The sequence below is a fragment of the Nostoc sp. 'Peltigera membranacea cyanobiont' 213 genome, from assembly GCF_002245975.1.
GTDB lineage: Bacteria > Cyanobacteriota > Cyanobacteriia > Cyanobacteriales > Nostocaceae > Nostoc.
Window position 1 is genome coordinate 72,286 of record NZ_NOLI01000006.1, and the last position, 22,979, is coordinate 95,264.

Here is a 22,979-nt window from a genome sequence, read left to right on the forward strand (position 1 = left end):
AAAAACTTAACATTACTTTAAGCAGTGCTAGGCAAAGATAATTATTATGGGTTACTACATCGCTCCCCGCTTTCTGGACAAACTGGCTGTTCACATCACTAAAAATTTCTTGAAACTTCCTGGCGTGCGAGTCCCGGTGATTTTGGGTATTCACGGACGCAAAGGTGAAGGCAAAACTTTTCAATGTCAATTAGTCTTCGAGAAAATGGGTATCGAAGTGACTAATATCTCTGGCGGCGAATTGGAAAGTCCAGATGCGGGAGATCCGGCGCGGTTGATTCGGCTGCGCTATCGGGAAACAGCAGAACTGATCAAAGTACGCGGCAAAATGTGCGTACTGATGATTAATGATTTAGATGCGGGGGCTGGACGCTTTGATGAAGGTACTCAATATACTGTAAATACGCAGTTGGTGAATGCCACACTGATGAATATTGCTGATAATCCCACAGATGTGCAGTTGCCTGGAAGCTATGATTCCACGCCTTTAAATCGTGTGCCGATTATTGTCACAGGTAATGATTTTTCTACTCTCTATGCACCGTTAATTCGGGATGGACGGATGGAGAAATTTTACTGGGAACCAGACAGAGACGACAAAGTGGGAATTGTCAAAGGTATTTTTGAACAGGATGGACTGTCACAGAAAGAAGTTGAACAGCTAGTTGATACTTTTGTCAATCAGTCAATTGACTTTTTTAGCGCTTTGCGATCGCGCATTTATGACGAACAAATCCGCAACTACATCCATAAAGTCGGTTTTGAGCGGGTATCTTTGAGTGTGGTTAACAGCACTGAAGGTCCACCAGAATTTAAAAAGCCAGATTTCAGACTGTCTCACTTAATCGAGTCTGGTAACTTCCTGGTTGGCGAACAAAAACGGGTGGAAAATTCCCATTTGGTGGATGATTACAATCGACTCAATCGGGGTAGAAATTCTCAATCTGCACCACCTGCTGCTGTAAAACCAATTAATCAGCCTTCAAGCAATGGTGCAACTCAAGAAGCAAAAACTAATGGATTCCAGAAACAGGAAGCATTTAGTAGCCATTTAACCCTAGATACACAAGCTCAAATTAGGCAATTATTGTCTCAAGGTTACAAAATTAGCATTGAACACGTAGATGAGCGCCGCTTCCGCATGGGTTCTTGGCAAACTTGTGTTCATAGCCACATAGATGCAGAGTCTGATGCAATATCAAATTTGGAAGCAACTCTGGCAGAATATAGCGGTGAATATGTGCGGTTGGTAGGTATCGATCCAAAAGCCAAGCGGCGGGTGGTAGAGACGATTATTCAGCGTCCAGATGGGAAAAATTAGGAGTAGATAATTGACAAAGAGCGATCGCACTGAAAATATCAAGAGCGATCGCTTTTGTCAATTCTCAAACAACTAGAAAAAATAGACTTCCTCGATTTGATAGCTGAATCCTTACCCTTTAACTACAAGTAGCAGCTGAAGCCGAGTTAACCTTTGTTAAATCGCCAGTGAATACTGCTGTGTATATATAAGGTGATGAACCAGTGCAAGTCATGGAGTTGGTATTAGTCCGACGGGGAGTCCACCATGACTTTGCCTGCACAGTTAAATTTGTCCCATTCCATGATAGGGTTTGGACAACTAAAGAGTTTGTATTTCCATTATCCGCCTTTTTCGCAGATAAAAATGTGGCATAGTTAACCTCCCCATTGGCTGGATTAATCCGGGCTATAACTGCAACTTTTGGCCCGCCTCCACTACCATAGCTAGACAACCAACGCCCAGTTGCAAAGCGGCGAAAATCATTACCAGTCTGACTGCCGGTGGAAGAGTAAACGCCATATAAAACATCCCCACCATTCCAATACAATCCGTAACCTGTACCGTCGTCATTCGTTGTTTCGTAATCAGTCCGACACCATGATTTAATACTATTGTTAAAACGGATAGTTACAGGGTTTTTGTTATTAGATGAGACTTGCTGATAACCAATGTAAAAGGCTGAACTTCCATTAACTACTCTGGGGCCATTTTTAGCTTTAATTGTCGCTTCACTATCATTACAACTGAATGTCACAGCACTACCAATAGATGAATTGATAGTTTCAGCAAAAGCCGGACGAACTTTTTGTGCGATTACTAAATCAGCTACTAGTAATACAGACAAAGAGAAACCTGCCAAATACTTCTGTAATTTGGGAGAAAAAATCATGGTATAAACTTGCCGAGAAATTGTAAGGAAAAACACCGTATTACTATAAACTCTAATGACAGTTTAAACAAGCAATTGTTTTGAAAGTCCCAGATTGCAGCATTTTCAATATCAGGAAAAATGATATTACACTACAAAATGTATAAGCTAACATGCATGATATGGCATGATATTATCTGAATTCTTCTTCAATAAATGGCATCTCAGGAATCATGAAAATTACTAAATCATAGATTTGGTGGAGATGCAAAAACTTAGTTTATTCAGGCCATTTTTTGGTCAGAATTAATTTTAAATTCTGACGAATAGCACCAATATCGCTGTTTGATAAATTGCGATGTCTACGCCTACGCACTAGTTTGCAACAAATAGTTTTAATGAACAATTAGCATTTGCTCATTCTCTATATCTATTGTTAGAAGCTTTAATCCATATTTGAATCAGTTGTTTTCTGTCCATCGGATCTAAATTCAGCTTTTCCTAGAACATAGATATATTTGTTAGAGAGGGTTCTAGAGTTAGTTTGGCTTAGTAAAGCTGTTTTCTGGTTCAGTAATATTCGTGAATAATTTTATTTTTATGAAACCAATACATACATCTGAGTAATTTCTCTTAATTCAGAGACTGCATCTGGTTTTTTGGACGATTGCTTTAACGTTAGTGATTCATCATAATGGCTTCTAATGGAAGCGCATAGACACATTGCGGTTTGCCATCATCATCTACGAGGTCTAACTTCAAAATGGAAGAGAACTAGAGTCATAGTAAGTATTTATACTGACAAAAATATTGATAATGACAAGTTTAAAAAAAGGGTGAATGACCTTTTTAAGTAGGATTTAAAGTTTTTGAGACATCAGCCACTATTTAGAAAAAGTTCTCTTAATTGATTAGATTTTTTCAGCAGATAAATGCTGCTTTAATACATCTAAACGCGAACAATTCCAATAATCGACGTGAGAGACAATCAAACCATCAGAGTTAAGACCTAATTCACTCCTACCAGGAATAGAAATTCGTGGCTTCCAGGGAAGAGGAGTATTCCAACTGAGTGTCCACTCAGTTTTTATTGTGTCTCCTAAACATTGAATATTATGTAAGTCCATCTTGGGATCTAAAAACCAACTTTGGATAAAATTAATCATTTCTTTATAACGTTTAACACCACGGAATTTATTCAATGGATCTTGAAAATAAACGTCTGGAGCGTAAATAGTATAAGTTTGATTGATTGGGAATCGTTGATAGTCTTCTTTGAGGATTTCAATGATATCCATGATAAATAGATATATCAGTAAATTACTTTAATATGTAAACGTGGTGTGGATATAAATCCCGATTAAAAGTTGAAATCAACCTTCATTCCATAAGCGTTCTAACTGATGCCGCCAAGCAGCTAGAACTTCTTCTCGCGCCTCCGAACTTTGATTGATTTCACCCATAAACCCTTCTGCATAAAAGCGTTCTAAGCTTTGCATAGTAGCTTGGAGAGATTGTCCTTGCTGTTTTGCTGCCTGAATAATTTGCCGGATGCGGCTTTCAATTAGTCGATTAAAAACATTATTTAATCTAGCCTGATAGAGAGATACAAGTCGGTTGATTGCATTGGACAAATCTGCACTCACTAAAGTACCACTATTATGTTGAAATACCCCCCAAATTACTCCTTCATACAAAGCGTAACGTACTTCTTGAGTGTCATCAAAGTTAGCTTCTAGGAACTGTCCTAAAAATGGTTGCCCTTCTTCTACGGATACAATAGGCAGTAAAACTCGTAGCCAAGTATTATCTTCGGAAAGTAGCACCAACAGCCGAAAAGTTGAAGTGTCTATTTGCCACGATCCTGGCTCGATCGCACTAACAGCCGATGTGCCAAATAATTCTGTTAACGTATCCGCAATTTCTTCAACTGTCATAAGCCTTTGTTTACAACATATAGCTTCTAGATTAGCGCAGAGATGCATCAGCTTATTCACTAAAACTCTGTGGTGCTGCTGCAAAACTTCTTGTTGTAAAAAAGTTTCAGTTCCCTTGAACGCGCAGTGGGGGCATACAGCTAAGTGTAAGCCCCCACAAATAATGTATTCCACTAAATTGAAATGATTTTATTTAGATCGTTGAATTGCTCAAAAACACGATACCGATCGCACACAAAGCGAAGCCAGCAATGCTAATTTTCCAGGGTAAAGTTCGATTTATTTCTCCCATACCCATTGCAACACCAATTTCTCTGGCACTCATGGCAACCGCAAATAGAGTTAAGGTCATACCTACTATATAGGCTATTAGTGGTATCGTTCCTGCCCCAATAATAGATTCAGCAACAGTGTAACCTTGAAATAAACCAGCACTGATGCCCATGAGAGCAAGTACCACAAAATTTGGTTGATTTGGCATCATCAGCATAGTACCAAAAACGATGGTAGAAATGGCGATCGCTATTTCTATGCCTGGTAAATTTAGCTGGAATAGATGAATTAAAATGCCCAAGATTGCTGCTAAGACAAAACATCCAGCGATCGCAGCGCCACGAACAAACATAGATGACAGTAAGCCAATAGCAATAATACCCACTAAACAATCCAAACCAATTACTGGATCTGCTAATCCCCAGACAAAGCCTTCCCAGCAGTTAGTGATGGTATGGTTAAGTGGTGTTCCACTTAATGAACTCAGTAAGCTAATTAAAATTAAAGCTGCGATCGCTCCAATATGGCGATCCATGAACTTTGAGGTCTTAAGTTCCCCCCAAGCACGGGATTCTGATAATTTAGTCTTGAACATCGCTATATACCAAATTAGTTTTTTAGGTAATTTATACTACCCAGCTATCCCAAAAAACTAACGTGGTAATTACGCTGAATCGTACTAACTTCATAAAGTTATGTAAAGCGGCAGTGTTAGAAAAAGTTATCTCGTAAGCAAGTAGGATCGGGTTATTGATGTTGAGATTCAAGATGCGATCGCTAATCAAGAATCAGCCCAAAACTGCTGACAATACAACTAAATTATAAAAATGAATTTAAAGTACGGTGAATTCGATATATTGGAGCGAGAACTAGAAGCTCTTCCGCCTATGCATCGAGTGGCGTTTGCGGCAGCTTGTTGCGAGAGATTGTTTCCACACTATGATATTTACTTGCGAGCAGCTAGAGAAGATGATTGGGATGGAGAAGATTTATTTAGAGTAGCACTCGATGAAATCTGGGAATTTTTGGCAGGAAAAAAGGTTGATGTGGCAAGATTTCGTCAACTTTATTCTGATTCCGACCAAAGCTACCCCGACTATGAAAACGTAGAAACTCCAGAAGCACAGAGAGCCGCAGGTGCAATTCTTAATACTTTAGAACTTTGTTTAGATCCAAGCGTACAGCAGACTATTTCAGTAGCAAAAGAAATACATGAAACTCTTTTTGAGTATATAGATTATTTATGCCAGTGTGAAGACGAATACTCGGCAGACATTTCCCACGAAGAACTAGTAGAAATAGTTTCCAACCATCCGTTTACAGTACGAGAAATGGCAAAACAAAGCGAAGATTTGCAGCGCTTGCGAGAAACTCCCACCTTAACGGGTGAGTTTTTACAGTGGCTGCGTACTTCTTCTAAAAATGGTGGTAAAAGTCTGCTAGATTTAAGTTGAGAAAACAATCGTGAAGGGTGCGACTAAAAAACCTCAAGAAAACGCAGCGTCAAATTTGGATGCTGCAAAAATTAAATGGTTTCGCCACCATCTCTCTATATGGGGAACGCAAAACTTACGCGATTTTCCTTGGCGGCAGACTTGCGATTCTTACGCAATTCTCGTTGCAGAAAATCTGCTGCAAAAAACAGACGCAGTTATGGTTGTTCCTATTTACAAAGCATTTCTCTTTAAATATCCTACCCTCGAAAACTTAGCCAAGGCAAGCATTGATGAATTGAGCGAATTGCTCGTACCTTTAGGTCTTTACTTCCGAGCAGAAAGACTGTACCAGTGCGCTCGCATCATCTTAGAGCAGTATGGAGGAAAAATTCCCGATTCAGAAAAGCAGTTGCTTGAATTACCTGGAATTGGTAAATATACAGCTCGCGCTATTTGTTCTCAAGCCTTCAGTCAACCGCTAGCCGTACTCGATACTAACGTAGCTCGCATCCTCGAACGCTTCTTTGGCTTGCAAGGAGAAAGAGTGAAATCGCGCTGTAAAATTCTTTGGGGTGCGGCAGAAATAATTGCTCCTAATAAAGAAGTTGGCAAATGGAATCTAACCTTGCTAGACTTTGGAGCGATGGTTTGCAGGGCAAAAAATCCTCTTTGTAATGATTGCCCTCTCTCAGCAAAGTGCAATTATGTCCAAACGCAACGTACCTAAAATAAAAAAATATTGTTATAAAACTGCTTGCAGAATTTGAAGAATTAGCAATTAATTTATTTGCGCTCTTATTATCTTAGAGCAGTATAAAGGAAAAATCAATGAATCTAAAGTACGGTCAATTAGATATATTGGAGCAAGAACTGGAAACGCTTCTACCTATGCATCGAATAGCATTTGCGGCAGCTTGTTGCGAGAAATTGTATCCACACTATGATATTTTATTGCGAATAGTTAGAGAAGAAGGCTGGGATGGAGAAGATTTATTTAGAATAGCACTCGATGAAATCTGGCAATTTTTGGCAGGAAAAAAGGTTGATGTGACAAGATTTCGTCAACTGCATTTTGATTGCGACCAAAGCTACCCCAGTGATTATGAAAACGTAGACACTCCAGAAGGACAGAGAGCCGCAGGTGCAATTCTCTATACTGTTTCCAACCATCCGTTTACAGTACGAGAAATGGCAAAACAAAGCGAAGATTTGCAGCGCTTGCGAGAAACTCCCACCTTAACGGGTGAGTTTTTACAGTGGCTGCGTACTTCTTCTAAAAATGGTGGTAAAAGTCTGCTAGATTTAAGTTGAGAAAACAATCGTGAAGGGTGCGACTAAAAAACCTCAAGAAAACGCAGCGTCAAATTTGGATGCTGCAAAAATTAAATGGTTTCGCCACCATCTCTCTATATGGGGAACGCAAAACTTACGCGATTTTCCTTGGCGGCAGACTTGCGATTCTTACGCAATTCTCGTTGCAGAAAATCTGCTGCAAAAAACAGACGCAGTTATGGTTGTTCCTATTTACAAAGCATTTCTCTTTAAATATCCTACCCTCGAAAACTTAGCCAAGGCAAGCATTGATGAATTGAGCGAATTGCTCGTACCTTTAGGTCTTTACTTCCGAGCAGAAAGACTGTACCAGTGCGCTCGCATCATCTTAGAGCAGTATGGAGGAAAAATTCCCGATTCAGAAAAGCAGTTGCTTGAATTACCTGGAATTGGTAAATATACAGCTCGCGCTATTTGTTCTCAAGCCTTCAGTCAACCGCTAGCCGTACTCGATACTAACGTAGCTCGCATCCTCGAACGCTTCTTTGGCTTGCAAGGAGAAAGAGTGAAATCGCGCTGTAAAATTCTTTGGGGTGCGGCAGAAATAATTGCTCCTAATAAAGAAGTTGGCAAATGGAATCTAACCTTGCTAGACTTTGGAGCGATGGTTTGCAGGGCAAAAAATCCTCTTTGTAATGATTGCCCTCTCTCAGCAAAGTGCAATTATGTCCAAACGCAACGTACCTAAAATAAAAAAATATTGTTATAAAACTGCTTGCAGAATTTGAAGAATTAGCAATTAATTTATTTGCGCTCTTATTATCTTAGAGCAGTATAAAGGAAAAATCAATGAATCTAAAGTACGGTCAATTAGATATATTGGAGCAAGAACTGGAAACGCTTCTACCTATGCATCGAATAGCATTTGCGGCAGCTTGTTGCGAGAAATTGTATCCACACTATGATATTTTATTGCGAATAGTTAGAGAAGAAGGCTGGGATGGAGAAGATTTATTTAGAATAGCACTCGATGAAATCTGGCAATTTTTGGCAGGAAAAAAGGTTGATGTGACAAGATTTCGTCAACTGCATTTTGATTGCGACCAAAGCTACCCCAGTGATTATGAAAACGTAGACACTCCAGAAGGACAGAGAGCCGCAGGTGCAATTCTCTATACTTTAGAACTTTGTTTAGCTCCAAGCGTACAACAGACCATTTCAGTAGCAGAAGAAATACATGAAACTCTTTTTGAGTATATAGATTATTTAAGATGCGAGTCTGAAGACGAATACTCGGAAGACATTTCCCACGAAGAACTAGTAGAAATAGTTTCCAACCATCCGTTTACAGTACGAGAAATGGCAAAACAAAGCGAAGACTTGCAGCACTTACAAGAAACTCCCACCTTAACTACTGAGTTTTTGCAGCGGCTGCGTACTTCTTGTCAAAATGGTGGTAAAAGTTTGCTAGATTTAAGTTAACAAAACAATAAAATCCCAGTTTTAAGAATTTTCTTAAAACTATTTATGAGCTAGTATCATTGTTGCTACCACTGCTAAATGAAGATTTTTCCAATAGGTTAAACCTTTACCTAACCTAAAACTTTTCTTAACTGAACTTTATTAAAAAGAAGACTAATCTAGAAAGTAACTTCATTGGAAGAGAGAATGAAATTCATCAAATTTCAACTACTTAGTGTTGCTCTCATCTTCTTTGTATGGATTAGTCCACTACACGCTAGTCCAATAGCTCAATTGCCAACTTCTTTACTTCCAGTTTCACAACAGGAAACAACATCTCTGAAAAATTCACAGGATGTATTGACTGTTGCAACTTTTAATGTCGAGAATTTAGACCCGAAAGATCGACGCTTTGATAATATTGCCAAAATTATTGGCAATAATTTGAACGCACCAGATGTCATCAGTTTGGTTGAAGTTCAAGATAACAACGGGCCAGTTGATGATGACGTTGTGGATGCAAATGAGACTTACCAAAAACTGATTGCTGCGCTCAAAAATATCGGTAGTCCAGCATACAATTTTGTTGAGATTGCGCCCAGCGATGACCAAGATGGTGGAGAACCTGGAGGTAATATCCGTGTCGGTTTATTATTTCAACCCAGCCGAGTAACTCTAGCAAAACTGCCTAGAAAAGGCGGTTCATTAGATGCTGTGGCTATTACTCAAGGTGCAAATGGTCTTGACCTTTCGCTCAATCCAGGTCGGATTGACCCTACCAATAGTGCTTTCGAGGCAAGCCGTAAACCACTGGCGACAGAATTTATATTTAACGGTCAAAAAGTGTTTATCATTGCTAATCACTTTGTTTCTAAAAAGGGAGGTTCGCCTACCGATGTGAAACGAGTCAAACAAGCCGAAATCGTTAATGAATTCGTAGGACAAATACTAGAAGCTGACCAGCAAGCGAAAGTAATTGTACTGGGTGACTTAAACGATTTACCAGATTCTCTACCTCTGAAGGCATTGGAGGGTAACATTCTGGAGAATCTGACAGATAGTTTACCTGCTAGCGATCGCTTTACTTTCAAATTCAAGGGAAATCCTCAACTCATTGACCATTTGTTAGTCAGTGAAAATCTTTCTCGTCTTGCTCAACCGAAAATTGACATTGTGCATGTCAACGTTGGCTTTACTAAGCCTGTCAGCGACCACGATCCTGTGATTGCAGCATTTACATTACCTGCGAACCAGTCCAATGACACAATTCCTCCTGTTGTTCAACCTACTCCCACTCCCGTAAGTGATTCGGCAATTATATTGCCTCAATTATCGAAAGTCGCTTTAGTTGAAGAACTAGCTAAGGAGTATGCACCCAGCAAAACTTTGAACTACGATCGCGCCAGAGACGAAATGTTTGGCATTATTGACAACCAAGCAGGGATTGTGACAGATATCTATGCTAATTACCAAATTCGTCTAAATGGTAATGGCGATCCTAGTCAGGAAGCTGACAAGTTAGGACTGAATACCGAACACGTTTGGCCACAAAGTAAAGGGGCTGAAAACGGTAATGCCAAAAGTGACCTGCACCATCTATTTCCGGCACGCGAAGATATTAATAGCGAGCGAGGAAATAAACCCTTCGACGATATAGCCGACACCAAGACTAAAAAATGGTATCGAAATGATACTGTTCAATCTACAATTCCTACAAGTGCAATTGACGAGTTTAGCGAATCGGCATCTGCTAAATTTGAACCTAGAGAGAAGGTAAAAGGGGATATAGCTAGGGCAGTTTTCTACTTTTACACTATTTATCGGAATCAGGCTGAGAAAGTAGACCGAAATTACTTTCAAAATCAGCGTCAGACTTTGTGTAAATGGAATCAGCAAGACCCACCTGATATTACTGAAATAGAACGCAGTCGGGCGATCGCTAAATTTCAAGGTAATGACAATCCATTTGTGCTAGATGTCACATTAGCAGAACGCGCATACTGTAATTCTTAATGGGTTTAGCAATCCTATTTGATTGGTAAGCATTGTAACCCCAAGATTCCCTACTTCTGAAAGAAAAAAGTAGGGAATCTTGTTTCTACGATTTTTATTCAAGATTTCTATAGACCAAATTTAGTATCAAATAGACTTTATCTGAATTGGAATCTGGATGATGAACTCCGTCCCTTGAAGCGGTACAGAAATACACTTTATTTGACCACCATGCTTGTTGATAATTTGGTAGCTAATCGACATCCCTAAACCTGTACCTGAACCAACAGGTTTAGTTGTAAAAAATGGATCAAAAATTTTTCGCGTTATTTCTTCTGTCATTCCACAGCCATTATCAGTAATCCGAATTATGACTTGATTGGTATCTAAAACTTCAGTACAAATACGAATCTGAGGATTGTAATTTATCAGTTCTTGGTTGTTAGTTATTTTTAGCTTTACCACTGATAAATTACACCCAATTCCTGATTCTTTCAAAGTATCAATAGAATTATTCAAGATATTCATAAAGACTTGATTGAGTTGTCCAGGATAACACTCGATTTTAGGTAAATTGCCGTATTGTTTTATAATTTGAATATCTGGATAATTTCCTTCGGTTTCCAAGCGATTTTGCAAAATTAAGAGAGTGCTATCAAGACCTTCGTGAATATCAACTTCTTTTTTTTCCGCTTCATCTAGCCGTGAGAAGTTACGCAAGGATAAGACTAGCTTGGAAATGCGGTTGGCTCCCATTTTTATGGAAGATAAGATTTTCGGTAAGTCTTCTTGAATAAAATCAAGGTCAATTTCTTCAATATAAGCTTTAATTTTTAATGGTAAATGGCGATCGCCTTCTTGATAAAGCGCAATCAAATTGAATAAATTCTTAGTATATTCATTGACAATAAAGACATTCCCATCAATAAAACTCACCGGATTATTAATTTCATGGGCAATCCCCGCAACTAATTGTCCTAATGAAGACATTTTTTCAGTTTGAATCAGTTGAGCTTGCGTATTTTCAAGTTCCTTTAAAGTCAGTTTTAGTTGAGAATTAGCTGCTTCTAGTTGTGCTGGACTTGGCAAAGCTATAGCCTGGGGAATGATTGGTAAAAGTGCGATCGCTGTATATAGTGAAATAATCGCCGTAATACATTTAATAAAAGTGGACAGCCAGTAAGTTGGATGCCAAAGCGTCCATACATCCATCAGATGGGTTGTACCACAAGAGACAATAAAAGCTCCAAATAATAAAAGTATCCATTTAAAGGGGAAATCCTTTCGCTTGTGGACAAAGTAAACAAGGGCGATGGGAATAGAATAATACACCAAAGCAATCAAAGAATCTGAGATGATGTTTAGCCACACTAAGCTCGGCTTCCAGAGGTAACAATGTCCATGTGGAATAAATAAGCTGTCAGTCAAAAAATCTTGTCCCAGGTTATGCATATAACTATGAAATTGTCAATAACTAAACGACAAATTCAGCAATTCTCATTTTAAGATTTCATTACATAAAAACCCTTGTTATGCAAGGGTTTAACAATTCTTAATAATTTCATTGAGCGCTCAAATGACGCAAACTGGTTTCAAAATGAGAATTGCTGCGACAAATTATACACGCTGTATCATAAATTGTCCTTAATGTTAAATGTTGTAAGCTAAAACACATTTAAGTTGCATATTTAAATTTGCTCAATATCTTGTGGGGATGGGCATCTTGCCCGCCCTGATTATGCAACTTAAATGCCGATTAGCTTACTAATGCAGTAATTCTTCAACTTGATGCTGGCTCCACAAAGTTCTGTATAAACCCTGTTGTTGTAAAAGTTCTAAGTGATTTCCAATCTGAACAATTTTTCCCTTTTCCATGACAAAAATTCTGTCTGCCGCCGCCGCCGCCGATAACTGATGGGTAATGAAAATTACTGTTTTGCGCTCAGTACCACCGGAAAGATTTTTGAGAATTTGTGTGGCTGTTTGATTATCCACACTAGAGAGAGCATCATCCAAAATTAACACTGGAGCATTAACCAGCATCGCCCTAGCCAAAGCAGTCCGTTGTCGTTGACCGCCAGAAAGAGTGATACCGCGTTCCCCAACAAGAGTTTCATATTGCTGGGGAAAATTCTGAATTTCTGATTCAATTTGGGCAAGTTTGGCAACAGATCCTATCTGCTCTTGTTCGCTAATTGGATCGCCATAGCGGATATTATTTTTGATTGTAGTGCTAAATAGAAAACTATCTTGAGGAACGTAAGCGATCGCACCTCGTAAATCTGCCAAAGCTATTTTAGTAATATCCAGCCCATCTAAAAACAATTGTCCCGATCCAATATCCAACAAGCGCGGTAAAGCATTGGCTAAAGTGGATTTCCCCGAACCAATTGCCCCAACAATGGCCACGGTTTCTCCCGGAGCAATGGTAAAGTTAACATTTTCTAAAGCTGGCGTATTGGAACCAGGGTAAATGTAGGTGAGATTTTTAGCTGTCACTTCCCCTTTAAGTTCAGCCACTGGAAGGTGTATGGCATCATCTGCATCTTTAATTTTCGGTGTGACAGAGAGAATTGATTCCAGCCGGTCGATACTAACTTCACCCCGTTGGTAGGTAGTAATTGTGAATCCTAAAATGGCTGTGGGGAAAACTAGACGCTCTACAAAGATTAACAGTGCTAAAAAATCGCCAATCGTAAGCGCCCCAGAAGACATCCGCGCCGCCCCTAGCCAGATGATTACTAGTAAACTGATATTAGCTAGCCCACCAATTAGCCCAAACAGTGTATTTCGGATTTTTGCCAGTTCTAGGTTAGCAGTCAATAGCTGCTGATTTTTCTTAGCGAAGGCTCGACGCTCATTTGCTTCTTGGGCATAGATTTTAATTAAGGCAATGCCACTAATATCCTCCTGGATGAGTTCGCTGATGTCAGAGAGTTGCTCTTGGACTGCTGCTTGTTGTTTGCGTAAGCGATTGCTAAACAGACTCACCAACAAGAGCATAAAAGGGTAAACTGCCAGAGACGCTAGTGTGAGATCCACACTAATCGCCAACATTACTGGCAGTGTCAGGGCGTAGGCAAACACCGTATTTGCCAAACTCAAAACTGCAAAACCCAATAACCGTTTGATATTGTCCACATCACTGGTAGCGCGACTAATTAAATCACCAGCAGTATTACTGGCAAAATAAGCCGGCTCCAGCTTGAGTAAGTGTTCAAAAATCCGTTGTTTCAGGTCAAATTCCACCTGACGACCCACCCCAAATAGCCAAATGCGTGATGCCATCCGCATTAGCCACATTGCCGAACTGAGTAAGACAATAATTACTACGTAATGTAGTATTTGGTAGTTGAAGGTTGTCGAGAGTTTGTCAATACCAGCACGAATCCACAAGGGGATATAAACGCCCAGAGCATTGACAGACAATAAAGCAAGAATGCCTAAAGACACATCCCGCCAATAAGGTCGTAGGTAAGCACCGAGTTTAGCAATTCGTCGAGATTTTGCCATTAAAGCAATTTTGCAACTTTATCATCCTAGATTAACTGCTACTCCAAGAAGGCAGCTATGTAGAGAGAATATGGCTTCTAAAATTAACAAGAAAGAATTCAGGAGTCAGGAGCCAGAATACCCTTTCAGGGAAGCAAGCTACAGAATTCAACTCTGTACAACAGCTAGGACGAGCGTCACCCGTTCGCTCTTAGCTTTCCCACAGGGTAGGGTGAATGAAAAAACGGGTTTAAGTCCCCCACCAAATTTTGAATTTGGTGGAATGCAAGACCCTTGCGGACTCACATTCTGAATTCTGTATTCTGACTTCTGACTTCTCTGTTACTTTATTACCGTTGAACACGCAAGAACCTGTAAATTTCAAAGAGATAACTTTCCCAAGTTCTTGTTGTCAATTGCAACGTTTCCGCATTCGGTACAAAGTCTTCAAGTCGTAAACCGCGTGTGCGAATATCTTGAGGACTTCCTTGTAATAGGTAGGGAGGCACTCTCAAATTATAAGAAAGAATGCTATCCCCTGTTACATCTGAGATGTTCGGTGCGGTGGTTGGTTGCCCTAATGCCACCAGTGTCCCCGATGTTGGTGTAGCAGTTGCTACAGAGGTTTCACCTGTCATTGCTAGAGGTGCCCTATAAAGGAAATAAGCGACTGCTGGTGTACTTGCCAACAGCAAAATCGTCAGTGCCCAACCTACCAAGTATCCTCCTGGTTTGTCTATCCCACCTCCTTTGATTCTCTGAGATGCAAAAATCATCAGTAAAACAGAGGCTCCTAGGGGCTTGAGTGGAAAAGACAGTAACCTCGACAACGACGCTACAGCTGGTTCATTAGGGTTAACAAATGATAGGGCAATGATTACCAAGATAACGACTAAGATCAATCGCCCTACAAAAGTTCCAGAGGGATAAAATCTCTGAAACAGAGAATATACGATAGTGCCAATCAGCAGCCACAGCAGTACCCGGCTTAGCAATAGAAACATAGATTAACTCTCAAATTTTCTGGTGCGGTGAGCCAGTGTGGTGTTCAGACAGTCAGCTTTACTAGGGGTTTTCATGCCCCAGGATGAACTGTCCTGCATGGTTTCCCTGTATAAAACAACCAGTGACTTCTTAGCCGCGACGCTAGAAGCGTCCTGCGTAAGGGTCAACCTAGAGGTTTCGGGAAATGGATTTATTTTATTGTCAAATTGTAATCGCACTGTTTGACTTAAAATACCTCAAACCTCACACCCAAAGACTACCGTCGTAGTGATTTTAGTTCAAATTTTTAACACTGCGTCTATTATTTATAATTTTCCAGAAGAGTAATGTGGCACCGGTAAACTAAATTAATTGAGTAATCCACTTAAAAGGAAAAACTATGTCGCCTGAAAAGCCTACTATTTTGGTAACGGGGGGAGCTGGATATATTGGTTCTCATACGGTGCTTGCTTTGAAGGAAGCGGGTTATAACGTTGTCATACTTGATAATCTGGTCTATGGGCATCGCGACCTAGTAGAAAAGGTTTTACAGGTAGAACTGATCGTAGGGGATACAGGCGATCGCGCTTTGCTAGATCGTCTATTTAAAACCCGTGATATTACTGCCGTAATGCACTTTTCTGCCTACGCCTACGTAGGAGAATCGGTGACTGACCCAGCTAAATATTACCGCAATAACGTCCTTGGTACTTTCACGCTGTTAGAAGCGATGCTGACAGCATCTGTAAAGAAATTTGTCTTTTCTTCTACCTGTGCTACCTATGGCGTACCGGAATTTGTACCGATTCCAGAAAACCATCCCCAAAATCCGATTAATCCTTATGGCGCTACAAAGTTGATGGTAGAGCGGATTCTTGCTGATTTTGATGCTGCTTATGGTTTTCAATCAGTGCGTTTCCGCTATTTTAATGCTGCTGGTGCTAATCCTAATGGCTTACTGGGCGAGGATCACAAACCAGAAACTCATTTGATTCCCTTGGTGTTGATGACAGCTTTAGGCAAACGAGAATCTATCTCAATTTTCGGCACCGATTACCCCACGCCCGATGGTACTTGTATTCGCGATTATATTCATGTTAATGACTTAGCAGATGCCCATATTTTGGGATTGGAATATTTATTAAAAGGTGGCGATAGCGAAGTTTTTAATTTAGGTAATGGTAGCGGCTTCTCCGTCAGAGAAGTGATTGCAGCAGTCGAACAGGTGACAGGAACTTCCATAGCAGTAGAAGAACGCGATCGCCGTCCTGGAGATCCCCCAATTCTCATTGGCAGCAGCGATAAAGCCAGAGCAATCTTAGGCTGGCAACCTCAGTATCCATCCATCGAAGATATTGTCACTCATGCGTGGCAGTGGCATCAACAGCGACATAAATAGGAGGGAATGGGGATGAGGAAGAATAATTATTCGCTTGCTTCCTCATCTCTCCCTATTCCCTATTCCCTACTCCCTACTCTCCTCCCTCTCTCATGCTTCGCAGTACGAAGACTAAGATGCCGATAAATCCGAAGATTGGAAGTGCGATCGCCCAAATTGGTAATTTCTGAGAATCACCCTCTACTAAATCACTATTGCTATTGACATCTCGCAGATTTTGTGGATTCTGTGTAGATCCACCTGCCACAGTAACTTCAAACTTGAACTCAAAGGGTTTGAATCTTGCCCCAGACACTGGTTTACCATTTAGCTGCAACTCATAAATCCCTGGCTTGGGAAAGGTAATTTCTGCACCTGGAATACCTTGATAGCGTTCAGCTGCCACAGGTTCTAACTGTGGTTCTAAAAGTGGTGGTTCTCCGGCTGCATAAGGTTCGGCATAAACAGCCAACCGACAATTACACTGTGCCAAGGGAATGACTTTTCCACCTCTGCGGGTAAGTGCAAACCAAGTTTGCGAAGGTTCTCCAGCGCGGGGATTATCATTTGGTTCAATGTGGATTGTGCCACCAACATCTCCAGCGACTTCCACCTTATGAGCAGATGCCGGGTAAAGATTAGTTATTGATATAACTAAGCAACTCAGGAATAATAAATACTTTATTTTTCCTGGATGCAAGGATTTGCCTTTGAGTAGGTAATGCCTCTGTTTTTGACTCGTTGGGATGGAGCCAGAAAATAAGGATGATTTACCGCGATTTGGTTGGGGGAACATAAAACTTTTCTAAGGCTAACTTTGACCAAAAAAAGCGCGAACGTGCTAGCAATACACCAAGGGTAATAATTCCTATCAGTACTGCCGCTAATTTATTTCCCCAAGTTGATTGCGAGGAACCCAGATAATGGGAACCAATCAACACAGCATGAATGGCGCTCAAGAGCAAGGCTGGCACACCCAATAGATGAATCTGTCGCCAACGCTTGCCCAAAGATTTCTGCAACGATTCCCAACTCGTAAAAGCGGCGGGGGACATTAATATCAATGCTACAGCACCCGCAGCCATACCCCACTGAAATTCTGGCGGCAGGAAAAAAAAGGCGGCAAACTTCCACTGCAATGAATGTTCTATCATGTGGAAGGTGTGAACCACAGAAAGCACAAAAGATCCTACTCCCAAACCCCGGCGGTAGCGTAGTGGTGAAGCCCACAAGCCACTAATGGGGCGGGCAATTAGCGCCAAAATTAAGCAGATTAACGCTGCGTGTCCGGTGTAATCTACCATTGTGTCACCAGTCCGCAACAAGGTAATGATGCCAATGGTGAGCGTCACCCAACCGCCTAATCGAAACAACTGACTGCGCCTGTCTTTGCTTACCAACGATGTGGAAACGCCTACACCTAGCATCGTGGGTAGAGTTCCCAAACCAAAAGCCAGCATTGTTGCCCCACCCATCCATAAATTGCCAGTTTCAGCAGCTTTTATTTGGGCAGCATATAGGAAACCACAGGGCATTAAACCCCAAGTCATCCCCAAAAGCATTGGTGTCCACCATTTGGTTTTAAAGGAAAGCTTAACCATTCCGGCGCTGAGGCGATCGTGTAAACTTCCTTGCAATAAGGGGTGTAACACAGGAATGCGTGGCAGCAAATCGGGTTTTACTTGTCCTAAGCCAAACCAAATCAGCATTACACCAGTCAGAATTGCCATCCAGCGCCGGAAGTCGCTGCCAATACCTGCTAGCTGTCCACCTTGCAGCAATACCGAACCCAGCGCCCCAATGCCAGCACCGACTAGAGCATAGCTCAACATCCGCCCCAGGTTTAGCAGGATATGAAATTTTAATTGCTGTTGCCAAGTGTCGGACTTTTCTAAGGTTGATGTCCGTCCCAAAGAAGCCGTTTGTGAAATTTTCGGTTGATGAGACAGGGAAAACGCCACTGTCAGAGGGCCACACATCCCAAAGCAATGCCCAAAACTCCCCAGGAACCCGACAATTGCGATCAGCAACAAATCTACCATAAAAAAAGTCCTGAGTTCTGAGTCATGAGTTCTGAGTGTTGGAATAAAGATTTTGAAGAACCTAAGAAGAAATTGTTTTCTCTTCTTTGCTCAGTACTCAGCACTCCTCTAGTGGGGCACTCTAAATAAAGTTGTGTTCTCTGTCAAAAGACAAACCGTCAAACTTTGTGTCCAATTGACCAGCATCTGCCGGAAGTTCAGCCTAAGCTGCCCGATCGGGAATTGGCTAAGTACAGGATTTTGCAAATTCATAATGAAGTATAAGCCTTTTGAGTGCAATTCACTAGACTTTAGATATGCTACAAATTGATGAAATGCTGTACTAGCTAGGAGTAGATTTCGATAGCATATTTGTTAATAAGTGTGATATTAGACCTTTGAATATTGATGTTAATCTGTGGTTCCCTTTTCGCTTATTTGCATTTTTGCAATAAGTCTACTGATTACACGTTCTTAGGATTTTTTGAATGCCTTTTGTTTACAGGGTGTATGCAAGTAGAGTATCTATAACAGGACAACATTTTTTTTCACCAGTGTTTTTGAAGTCTAGCACCATTGAAATCAATACGATTTGAGTTGGCAATAGTTAGATGTTTATTTAATTCATTCTGGCTGGGGATTTGCGCTACCTTAAGTCAGGAAGCCAAGGATAAATCACATGAAAAAATGGATTTGGCTGATGCTGTTGCTGCTAGTGGCAGTTGCTGTGGTGGGTAGTAGAGGTAGCACGTTTTTAGAACAGCATCCGTCACCGGCAATTGTTGAGCGCATTCCAGTGGAAACACCCCAACCACAGCCAGAGTCTCAGGAAGTTGACAGTGCGCCACAAGTGTCTACTGACAAGCTGTTAACCCATATCCAAAAGTTAAATTTTCAGCGCTACACTACAAAAGAGCGATCGCTTACTCGCACTTATATCACAACTGAACTCAGAAAATTCGGCTGGAAACCCAAATTAGAAAAGTTCTCTGAGGGTGTGAATATTTTTGCTGAACGTCTAGGAACTGACAAAGCAGCTAAAGCAATTCTCGTCGCAGCACATTACGATACTGTTGCCTTATCCCCTGGTGCTGATGATAACGCCAGTGGTGTAGCTGTAGTGCTGGAAGTAGCGCGGTTGCTCGGTTCTCGTCCCACACCACGGACGTTACAGCTAGCTTTTTTTGACCAGGAGGAAACAGGACTTTTAGGTAGTCAGGCTTTTGTGAGCAAAACAGCACGCTTGCAAAACTTGGGCGGAGCGATCGTTATGGATATGGTAGGTTATGCTTGTTACACTCCTGGGTGTCAGAAATACCCTGCCGGATTGCCTGTTACACCACCTAGCGACAAGGGCGATTTTTTGGCAGTAGTTGGTGATACAGAACATTTATCTTTGCTGAATGCTTTTCAAAGCTCACAGATGCTTCGCTCAACGGCTCTGAATAAACAAGAATCAAATCTGCCAGCAGTTCTGACACTACCAATTCCTTTTAAAGGTTTACTGACACCAGATACCCTACGCAGCGATCATGCACCATTTTGGTATCAAGGCGTGGGTGCTGTATTGGTGACGGATACCGCAAATTTACGAACTCCGCACTATCATCAACCTAGCGATGTTCCAGCAACTATCGAGCGATCGTTTTTCACAGGAGCGGCACAGATTGTAGTTAATGCTACTAGCGCTTTGTTGCAGAAAAATGAGGTTTTGGAAACTCAACCACCAAGCTAGGAAAATTGGAAAATGTGTTAGACAAATTACCATTTCAAATATGAAGCTTCAATTCCCTGCTCACGGCGAATTTTGCCATCTTTTTCAAACCATGCAATTACTTGTGGCGCTGTCAAATCTTCAATAGCAACACCATATTCTTGGGCAATATGCTTCAAAAGTTTCAGTGATGAAATTGTTAATCTTGTTAAAAACTTTTCTGGAGAAGACAACAAAGCCGCATCTACTTTTGCTGACTCTTCCAGAGTTAAAAATTGTGCTGATGGTTGCTGTGGTAATACGTCCATAAACTCTATTTCAAACTTAGTTGATTATTGGAAATTGGGAAGTAGTTTTCACAAATGACTAATGACTAATGACTAATGACTAATGACTAATGACTAATGACTAATGACTAATGACTAATGACTAATGACTANATGACGAATTTGTACCAAATAACCACAACGATGTTCGCCATCAATAATCCAGTGGGTGCGTTCTACGGTACAATCAGGTAAGACGGCTGCAAACATTTCTAATTCGTGACCACAAATGCTGGGGAAAGACTCGGCAACGTTTGAAATAGCGCAGTTATGCTCCATTAAGATAAAGCGATCGCTCTCAAAGCAGTCATTGACATCAACAGGGTGATACTCCGCCATGAAGCCTTCCGCTTTTCTCAACTCGACTAAGTTGGCTACACGTTCTCGCAGCGAACCATTACCCACGCGATCGCGATATTCTTTAGCTTTGCGCTGCCATTGTTTCTCTAAAATCGATTTAAATTGATCGTGTCCCATCGTTTCGGCTAAGGTGTCTAGCAGCGAAACCGCAAAATTTCCGCTTGCATCACCAAAGCGATCGCTCATTGTTCGATGCAAGCGATCGCGTCCTTGACGACTCAGCTGATAAAGATGCTGCGGACGCCCCATCCCCGCCGCCTGCACTGCTGTCGAATACAAAACTAGCTCCTCCGTCTCCAAATCTTTCAGATGGCGACGAATAGCTTGGGGGGTAACGTCTAAAAGTTCAGCTAGCTCCAAAGCCGTTGCTTTTTCGTGTTTGTGCAGATATTCTAGGATATCTTGCTTGCTTGAGGACTTGTGGGTAGTCGCCATCTTCATTTGGTGCGAGACGTTCAGCGAACGTCCCAAAAATTTCTTTGAAAATTTGACTTTGACAACATTGTTGTTGTTAATCTAGCGTAAAATGAAGATAGGTTAAACAACAAAGCTGTTGTTTTAGTCTCCACCACTATTCTAGCAGCCGTGTAACCATTGCGTAACCTGATATGGGAATCGACTAAAGATAAAGTCCGTCTCCAATCCTAAAACGAGTTCAGAACACGAGAGATTATTACTGATGAGTGCCACTGTCAAAACCTTAGTCAACCAACCCTACAAGTACGGCTTTATTACAGATATTGAAGCCGACACAATTGAGCGTGGACTAGACGAGGACGTTGTTCGCTTGATCTCTTCTAAGAAGAACGAGCCGCAGTTCATGCTCGACTTTCGCCTCAGAGCTTATCGCCAGTGGCAAAAAATGACGGAACCAACTTGGCCGAATGTCAAGTATCCGCCAATCAATTATCAGGATATCATTTACTACTCAGCGCCGAAACGTAAAAAAGAAAAACTAAATAGTCTGGATGAAGTCGATCCCACTCTTTTAGAAACCTTTGAAAAGTTAGGCATTTCCCTATCTGAACAGAAGCGACTGGCAAACGTCGCCGTTGATGCAATTTTCGATAGCGTTTCTGTCGCTACTACATTTAAAGAAAAGCTAGCGGAAGATGGTGTTATTTTCTGCTCCTTTTCAGAAGCGATGCAAGAACACCCAGAACTGATTAAAAAATATTTGGGTAGCGTTGTTCCCATCGCTGATAATTATTTTGCCGCCTTGAACGCCGCCGTATTTAGCGATGGTTCTTTTGTCTATATTCCTAAAGGCGTAAAATGCCCAATGGAACTATCTACCTACTTCCGCATCAACTCTGGTGATACGGGACAATTTGAGCGGACTTTGATTGTCGCTGAAGAAGGTAGTTATGTTTCTTACCTTGAAGGTTGCACCGCACCGATGTATGATAGCAACCAGTTGCACGCCGCCGTTGTGGAACTCGTCGCCCTCGACAACGCCGAAATTAAATACTCCACCGTCCAAAACTGGTACGCTGGCGATGCAAACGGTAAAGGCGGTATTTACAACTTTGTCACCAAGCGCGGTTTGTGTCAGGGCGTAAATTCCAAGATTTCCTGGACTCAAGTAGAAACAGGTTCGGCGATTACTTGGAAATATCCTAGCTGTGTGTTGGTGGGTGATAACTCTGTGGGTGAGTTCTACTCGGTAGCGCTGACAAATCATCAGCAGCAAGCTGATACTGGCAGCAAGATGATTCATGTGGGTAAAAATACCCGTAGTACAATTATTTCTAAAGGAATCTCCGCAGGTAATTCTAGTAACAGCTACCGGGGTTTGGTGAAAGTTAATCCGACAGCGAAAGGGGCGAGAAATTATTCTCAATGTGACTCAATGCTGATTGGGGATAATGCCCATGCCAACACTTTCCCTTATATCCAGGTACAAAATAACGGTGCGAAGGTGGAGCATGAAGCTTCTACTTCTAAGATTGGGGAAGATCAGTTATTTTACTTTGCTCAACGGGGTATTTCTTCGGAAGATGCTATTTCGATGATGATTAGCGGCTTTTGTAAGGATGTTTTTAATCAGCTACCGATGGAGTTTGCTGTGGAAGCTGATAAGTTGTTGAGTTTGAAGTTGGAAGGCAGTGTTGGATAAATGGAAGCAAGGATAAACACAGAACGCCGATGTCTCTGTGTTT

Annotated in this window: 21 protein-coding genes; 10 read left to right on the forward strand and 11 right to left on the reverse strand. The window is 41.2% G+C overall.

Features of this window, described 5'->3' with window-relative positions:
- Window positions 1-46: 46 nt before the first annotated feature.
- On the forward strand, window positions 47-1,321 hold the full coding sequence (locus CDG77_RS03090; protein ID WP_094327890.1) for a ribulose bisphosphate carboxylase small subunit: 1,275 nt from the start codon (window positions 47-49) through the stop codon (window positions 1,319-1,321).
- 118 nt (window positions 1,322-1,439) lie between these two features.
- Here the strand turns inward: CDG77_RS03090 and CDG77_RS03095 are convergent, their stop codons facing one another.
- The 4 genes from CDG77_RS03095 to CDG77_RS03110 form a co-directional block, all read right to left on the reverse strand.
- Window positions 1,440-2,192, reverse strand: coding sequence for a hypothetical protein (locus tag CDG77_RS03095; protein WP_094327892.1), 753 nt, complete (start codon window positions 2,190-2,192; stop codon window positions 1,440-1,442).
- Between the two features lie 890 nt (window positions 2,193-3,082).
- A complete protein-coding gene (locus CDG77_RS03100; protein WP_094327893.1) occupies window positions 3,083-3,469 on the reverse strand; it encodes a DUF2358 domain-containing protein in 387 nt (128 codons plus the stop codon).
- Between the two features lie 75 nt (window positions 3,470-3,544).
- Window positions 3,545-4,108 carry a leucine zipper domain-containing protein gene (locus CDG77_RS03105; protein ID WP_094327964.1) on the reverse strand — a complete coding sequence of 188 codons (564 nt, stop codon included), beginning with the start codon at window positions 4,106-4,108 and terminating at the stop codon, window positions 3,545-3,547.
- A 193-nt stretch (window positions 4,109-4,301) separates the two neighbouring features.
- Window positions 4,302-4,976, reverse strand: coding sequence for a HupE/UreJ family protein (locus CDG77_RS03110; protein WP_094327895.1), 675 nt, complete (start codon window positions 4,974-4,976; stop codon window positions 4,302-4,304).
- 232 nt (window positions 4,977-5,208) lie between these two features.
- Between CDG77_RS03110 and CDG77_RS03115 the strand changes: the two genes are divergently transcribed.
- From CDG77_RS03115 to CDG77_RS03140, 6 genes are all read left to right on the forward strand, one after another.
- Window positions 5,209-5,835 (forward strand): DUF416 family protein, encoded by a 627-nt coding sequence (locus tag CDG77_RS03115; protein ID WP_094327897.1) that lies wholly within the window; start codon window positions 5,209-5,211, stop codon window positions 5,833-5,835.
- Between the two features lie 10 nt (window positions 5,836-5,845).
- Window positions 5,846-6,544 (forward strand): helix-hairpin-helix domain-containing protein, encoded by a 699-nt coding sequence (locus CDG77_RS03120; protein ID WP_094327898.1) that lies wholly within the window; start codon window positions 5,846-5,848, stop codon window positions 6,542-6,544.
- Window positions 6,545-6,645: 101 nt separating this feature from the next.
- A complete protein-coding gene (locus tag CDG77_RS03125; protein ID WP_094327900.1) occupies window positions 6,646-7,128 on the forward strand; it encodes a DUF416 family protein in 483 nt (160 codons plus the stop codon).
- Between the two features lie 10 nt (window positions 7,129-7,138).
- A complete protein-coding gene (locus CDG77_RS03130; RefSeq protein ID WP_094327898.1) occupies window positions 7,139-7,837 on the forward strand; it encodes a helix-hairpin-helix domain-containing protein in 699 nt (232 codons plus the stop codon).
- Window positions 7,838-7,938: 101 nt separating this feature from the next.
- Window positions 7,939-8,571: a DUF416 family protein gene (locus CDG77_RS03135; RefSeq protein ID WP_094327901.1), complete on the forward strand. Its 633-nt coding sequence runs from the start codon at window positions 7,939-7,941 to the stop codon at window positions 8,569-8,571.
- Between the two features lie 186 nt (window positions 8,572-8,757).
- Window positions 8,758-10,563 (forward strand): endonuclease, encoded by a 1,806-nt coding sequence (locus CDG77_RS03140; RefSeq protein ID WP_094327902.1) that lies wholly within the window; start codon window positions 8,758-8,760, stop codon window positions 10,561-10,563.
- Window positions 10,564-10,689: 126 nt separating this feature from the next.
- Here the strand turns inward: CDG77_RS03140 and CDG77_RS03145 are convergent, their stop codons facing one another.
- The 3 genes from CDG77_RS03145 to CDG77_RS03160 all read right to left on the reverse strand — a co-directional run bounded on the left by CDG77_RS03145 (window position 10,690) and on the right by CDG77_RS03160 (window position 15,038).
- Complete coding sequence (locus CDG77_RS03145; protein WP_094327904.1) at window positions 10,690-11,994, reverse strand: sensor histidine kinase; 1,305 nt, start codon at window positions 11,992-11,994, stop codon at window positions 10,690-10,692.
- Between the two features lie 312 nt (window positions 11,995-12,306).
- Entirely contained in the window at window positions 12,307-14,055 is a 1,749-nt protein-coding gene (locus CDG77_RS03150; RefSeq protein ID WP_094327906.1) for an ABC transporter ATP-binding protein, read from the reverse strand.
- A 329-nt stretch (window positions 14,056-14,384) separates the two neighbouring features.
- Window positions 14,385-15,038, reverse strand: coding sequence for a hypothetical protein (locus tag CDG77_RS03160; protein ID WP_094327909.1), 654 nt, complete (start codon window positions 15,036-15,038; stop codon window positions 14,385-14,387).
- Window positions 15,039-15,418: 380 nt separating this feature from the next.
- Between CDG77_RS03160 and galE the strand changes: the two genes are divergently transcribed.
- Complete coding sequence (gene galE / locus CDG77_RS03165; protein ID WP_094327911.1) at window positions 15,419-16,417, forward strand: UDP-glucose 4-epimerase GalE; 999 nt, start codon at window positions 15,419-15,421, stop codon at window positions 16,415-16,417.
- Window positions 16,418-16,490: 73 nt separating this feature from the next.
- Here galE and CDG77_RS03170 read toward each other — a convergent pair whose 3' ends face one another.
- Window positions 16,491-17,192, reverse strand: a complete 702-nt coding sequence (locus CDG77_RS03170) for a FixH family protein (protein WP_223269699.1) — start codon at window positions 17,190-17,192, stop codon at window positions 16,491-16,493.
- Window positions 17,167-18,438 (reverse strand): urease accessory protein UreH domain-containing protein, encoded by a 1,272-nt coding sequence (locus CDG77_RS03175; protein WP_094327913.1) that lies wholly within the window; start codon window positions 18,436-18,438, stop codon window positions 17,167-17,169. Before CDG77_RS03175 ends, CDG77_RS03170 begins: the two co-directional genes overlap by 26 nt.
- A 658-nt stretch (window positions 18,439-19,096) precedes the next feature.
- Here CDG77_RS03175 and CDG77_RS03180 point away from each other — a divergent pair.
- Complete coding sequence (locus CDG77_RS03180; RefSeq protein WP_094327916.1) at window positions 19,097-20,152, forward strand: M28 family peptidase; 1,056 nt, start codon at window positions 19,097-19,099, stop codon at window positions 20,150-20,152.
- A gap of 26 nt (window positions 20,153-20,178) precedes the next feature.
- Here the strand turns inward: CDG77_RS03180 and CDG77_RS03185 are convergent, their stop codons facing one another.
- A complete protein-coding gene (locus tag CDG77_RS03185) occupies window positions 20,179-20,439 on the reverse strand; it encodes a hypothetical protein (RefSeq protein WP_094327918.1) in 261 nt (86 codons plus the stop codon).
- A 114-nt stretch (window positions 20,440-20,553) separates the two neighbouring features.
- On the reverse strand, window positions 20,554-21,252 hold the full coding sequence (sufR, locus tag CDG77_RS03190; RefSeq protein WP_094327921.1) for an iron-sulfur cluster biosynthesis transcriptional regulator SufR: 699 nt from the start codon (window positions 21,250-21,252) through the stop codon (window positions 20,554-20,556).
- A 244-nt stretch (window positions 21,253-21,496) separates the two neighbouring features.
- On the opposite strand from sufR, the gene sufB reads away from it, so the two are divergent.
- A complete protein-coding gene (gene sufB, locus CDG77_RS03195) occupies window positions 21,497-22,936 on the forward strand; it encodes a Fe-S cluster assembly protein SufB (RefSeq protein WP_094327923.1) in 1,440 nt (479 codons plus the stop codon).
- The last annotated feature ends 43 nt before the right edge of the window (window positions 22,937-22,979 follow it).

Coding starts and splice junctions, on each gene's coding strand:
- CDG77_RS03090 (WP_094327890.1), top strand. CDS start 47: ATGGGTTACTACATCGCTCCCCGCTTTCTGGACAAACTGGCTGTTCAC.
- CDG77_RS03095 (WP_094327892.1), bottom strand. CDS start 2,192: ATGATTTTTTCTCCCAAATTACAGAAGTATTTGGCAGGTTTCTCTTTG.
- CDG77_RS03100 (WP_094327893.1), bottom strand. CDS start 3,469: ATGGATATCATTGAAATCCTCAAAGAAGACTATCAACGATTCCCAATC.
- CDG77_RS03105 (WP_094327964.1), bottom strand. CDS start 4,108: ATGACAGTTGAAGAAATTGCGGATACGTTAACAGAATTATTTGGCACA.
- CDG77_RS03110 (WP_094327895.1), bottom strand. CDS start 4,976: ATGTTCAAGACTAAATTATCAGAATCCCGTGCTTGGGGGGAACTTAAG.
- CDG77_RS03115 (WP_094327897.1), top strand. CDS start 5,209: ATGAATTTAAAGTACGGTGAATTCGATATATTGGAGCGAGAACTAGAA.
- CDG77_RS03125 (WP_094327900.1), top strand. CDS start 6,646: ATGAATCTAAAGTACGGTCAATTAGATATATTGGAGCAAGAACTGGAA.
- CDG77_RS03135 (WP_094327901.1), top strand. CDS start 7,939: ATGAATCTAAAGTACGGTCAATTAGATATATTGGAGCAAGAACTGGAA.
- CDG77_RS03140 (WP_094327902.1), top strand. CDS start 8,758: ATGAAATTCATCAAATTTCAACTACTTAGTGTTGCTCTCATCTTCTTT.
- CDG77_RS03145 (WP_094327904.1), bottom strand. CDS start 11,994: ATGCATAACCTGGGACAAGATTTTTTGACTGACAGCTTATTTATTCCA.
- CDG77_RS03150 (WP_094327906.1), bottom strand. CDS start 14,055: ATGGCAAAATCTCGACGAATTGCTAAACTCGGTGCTTACCTACGACCT.
- CDG77_RS03160 (WP_094327909.1), bottom strand. CDS start 15,038: ATGTTTCTATTGCTAAGCCGGGTACTGCTGTGGCTGCTGATTGGCACT.
- galE (WP_094327911.1), top strand. CDS start 15,419: ATGTCGCCTGAAAAGCCTACTATTTTGGTAACGGGGGGAGCTGGATAT.
- CDG77_RS03170 (WP_223269699.1), bottom strand. CDS start 17,192: ATGTTCCCCCAACCAAATCGCGGTAAATCATCCTTATTTTCTGGCTCC.
- CDG77_RS03175 (WP_094327913.1), bottom strand. CDS start 18,438: ATGGTAGATTTGTTGCTGATCGCAATTGTCGGGTTCCTGGGGAGTTTT.
- CDG77_RS03180 (WP_094327916.1), top strand. CDS start 19,097: ATGAAAAAATGGATTTGGCTGATGCTGTTGCTGCTAGTGGCAGTTGCT.
- CDG77_RS03185 (WP_094327918.1), bottom strand. CDS start 20,439: ATGGACGTATTACCACAGCAACCATCAGCACAATTTTTAACTCTGGAA.
- sufB (WP_094327923.1), top strand. CDS start 21,497: ATGAGTGCCACTGTCAAAACCTTAGTCAACCAACCCTACAAGTACGGC.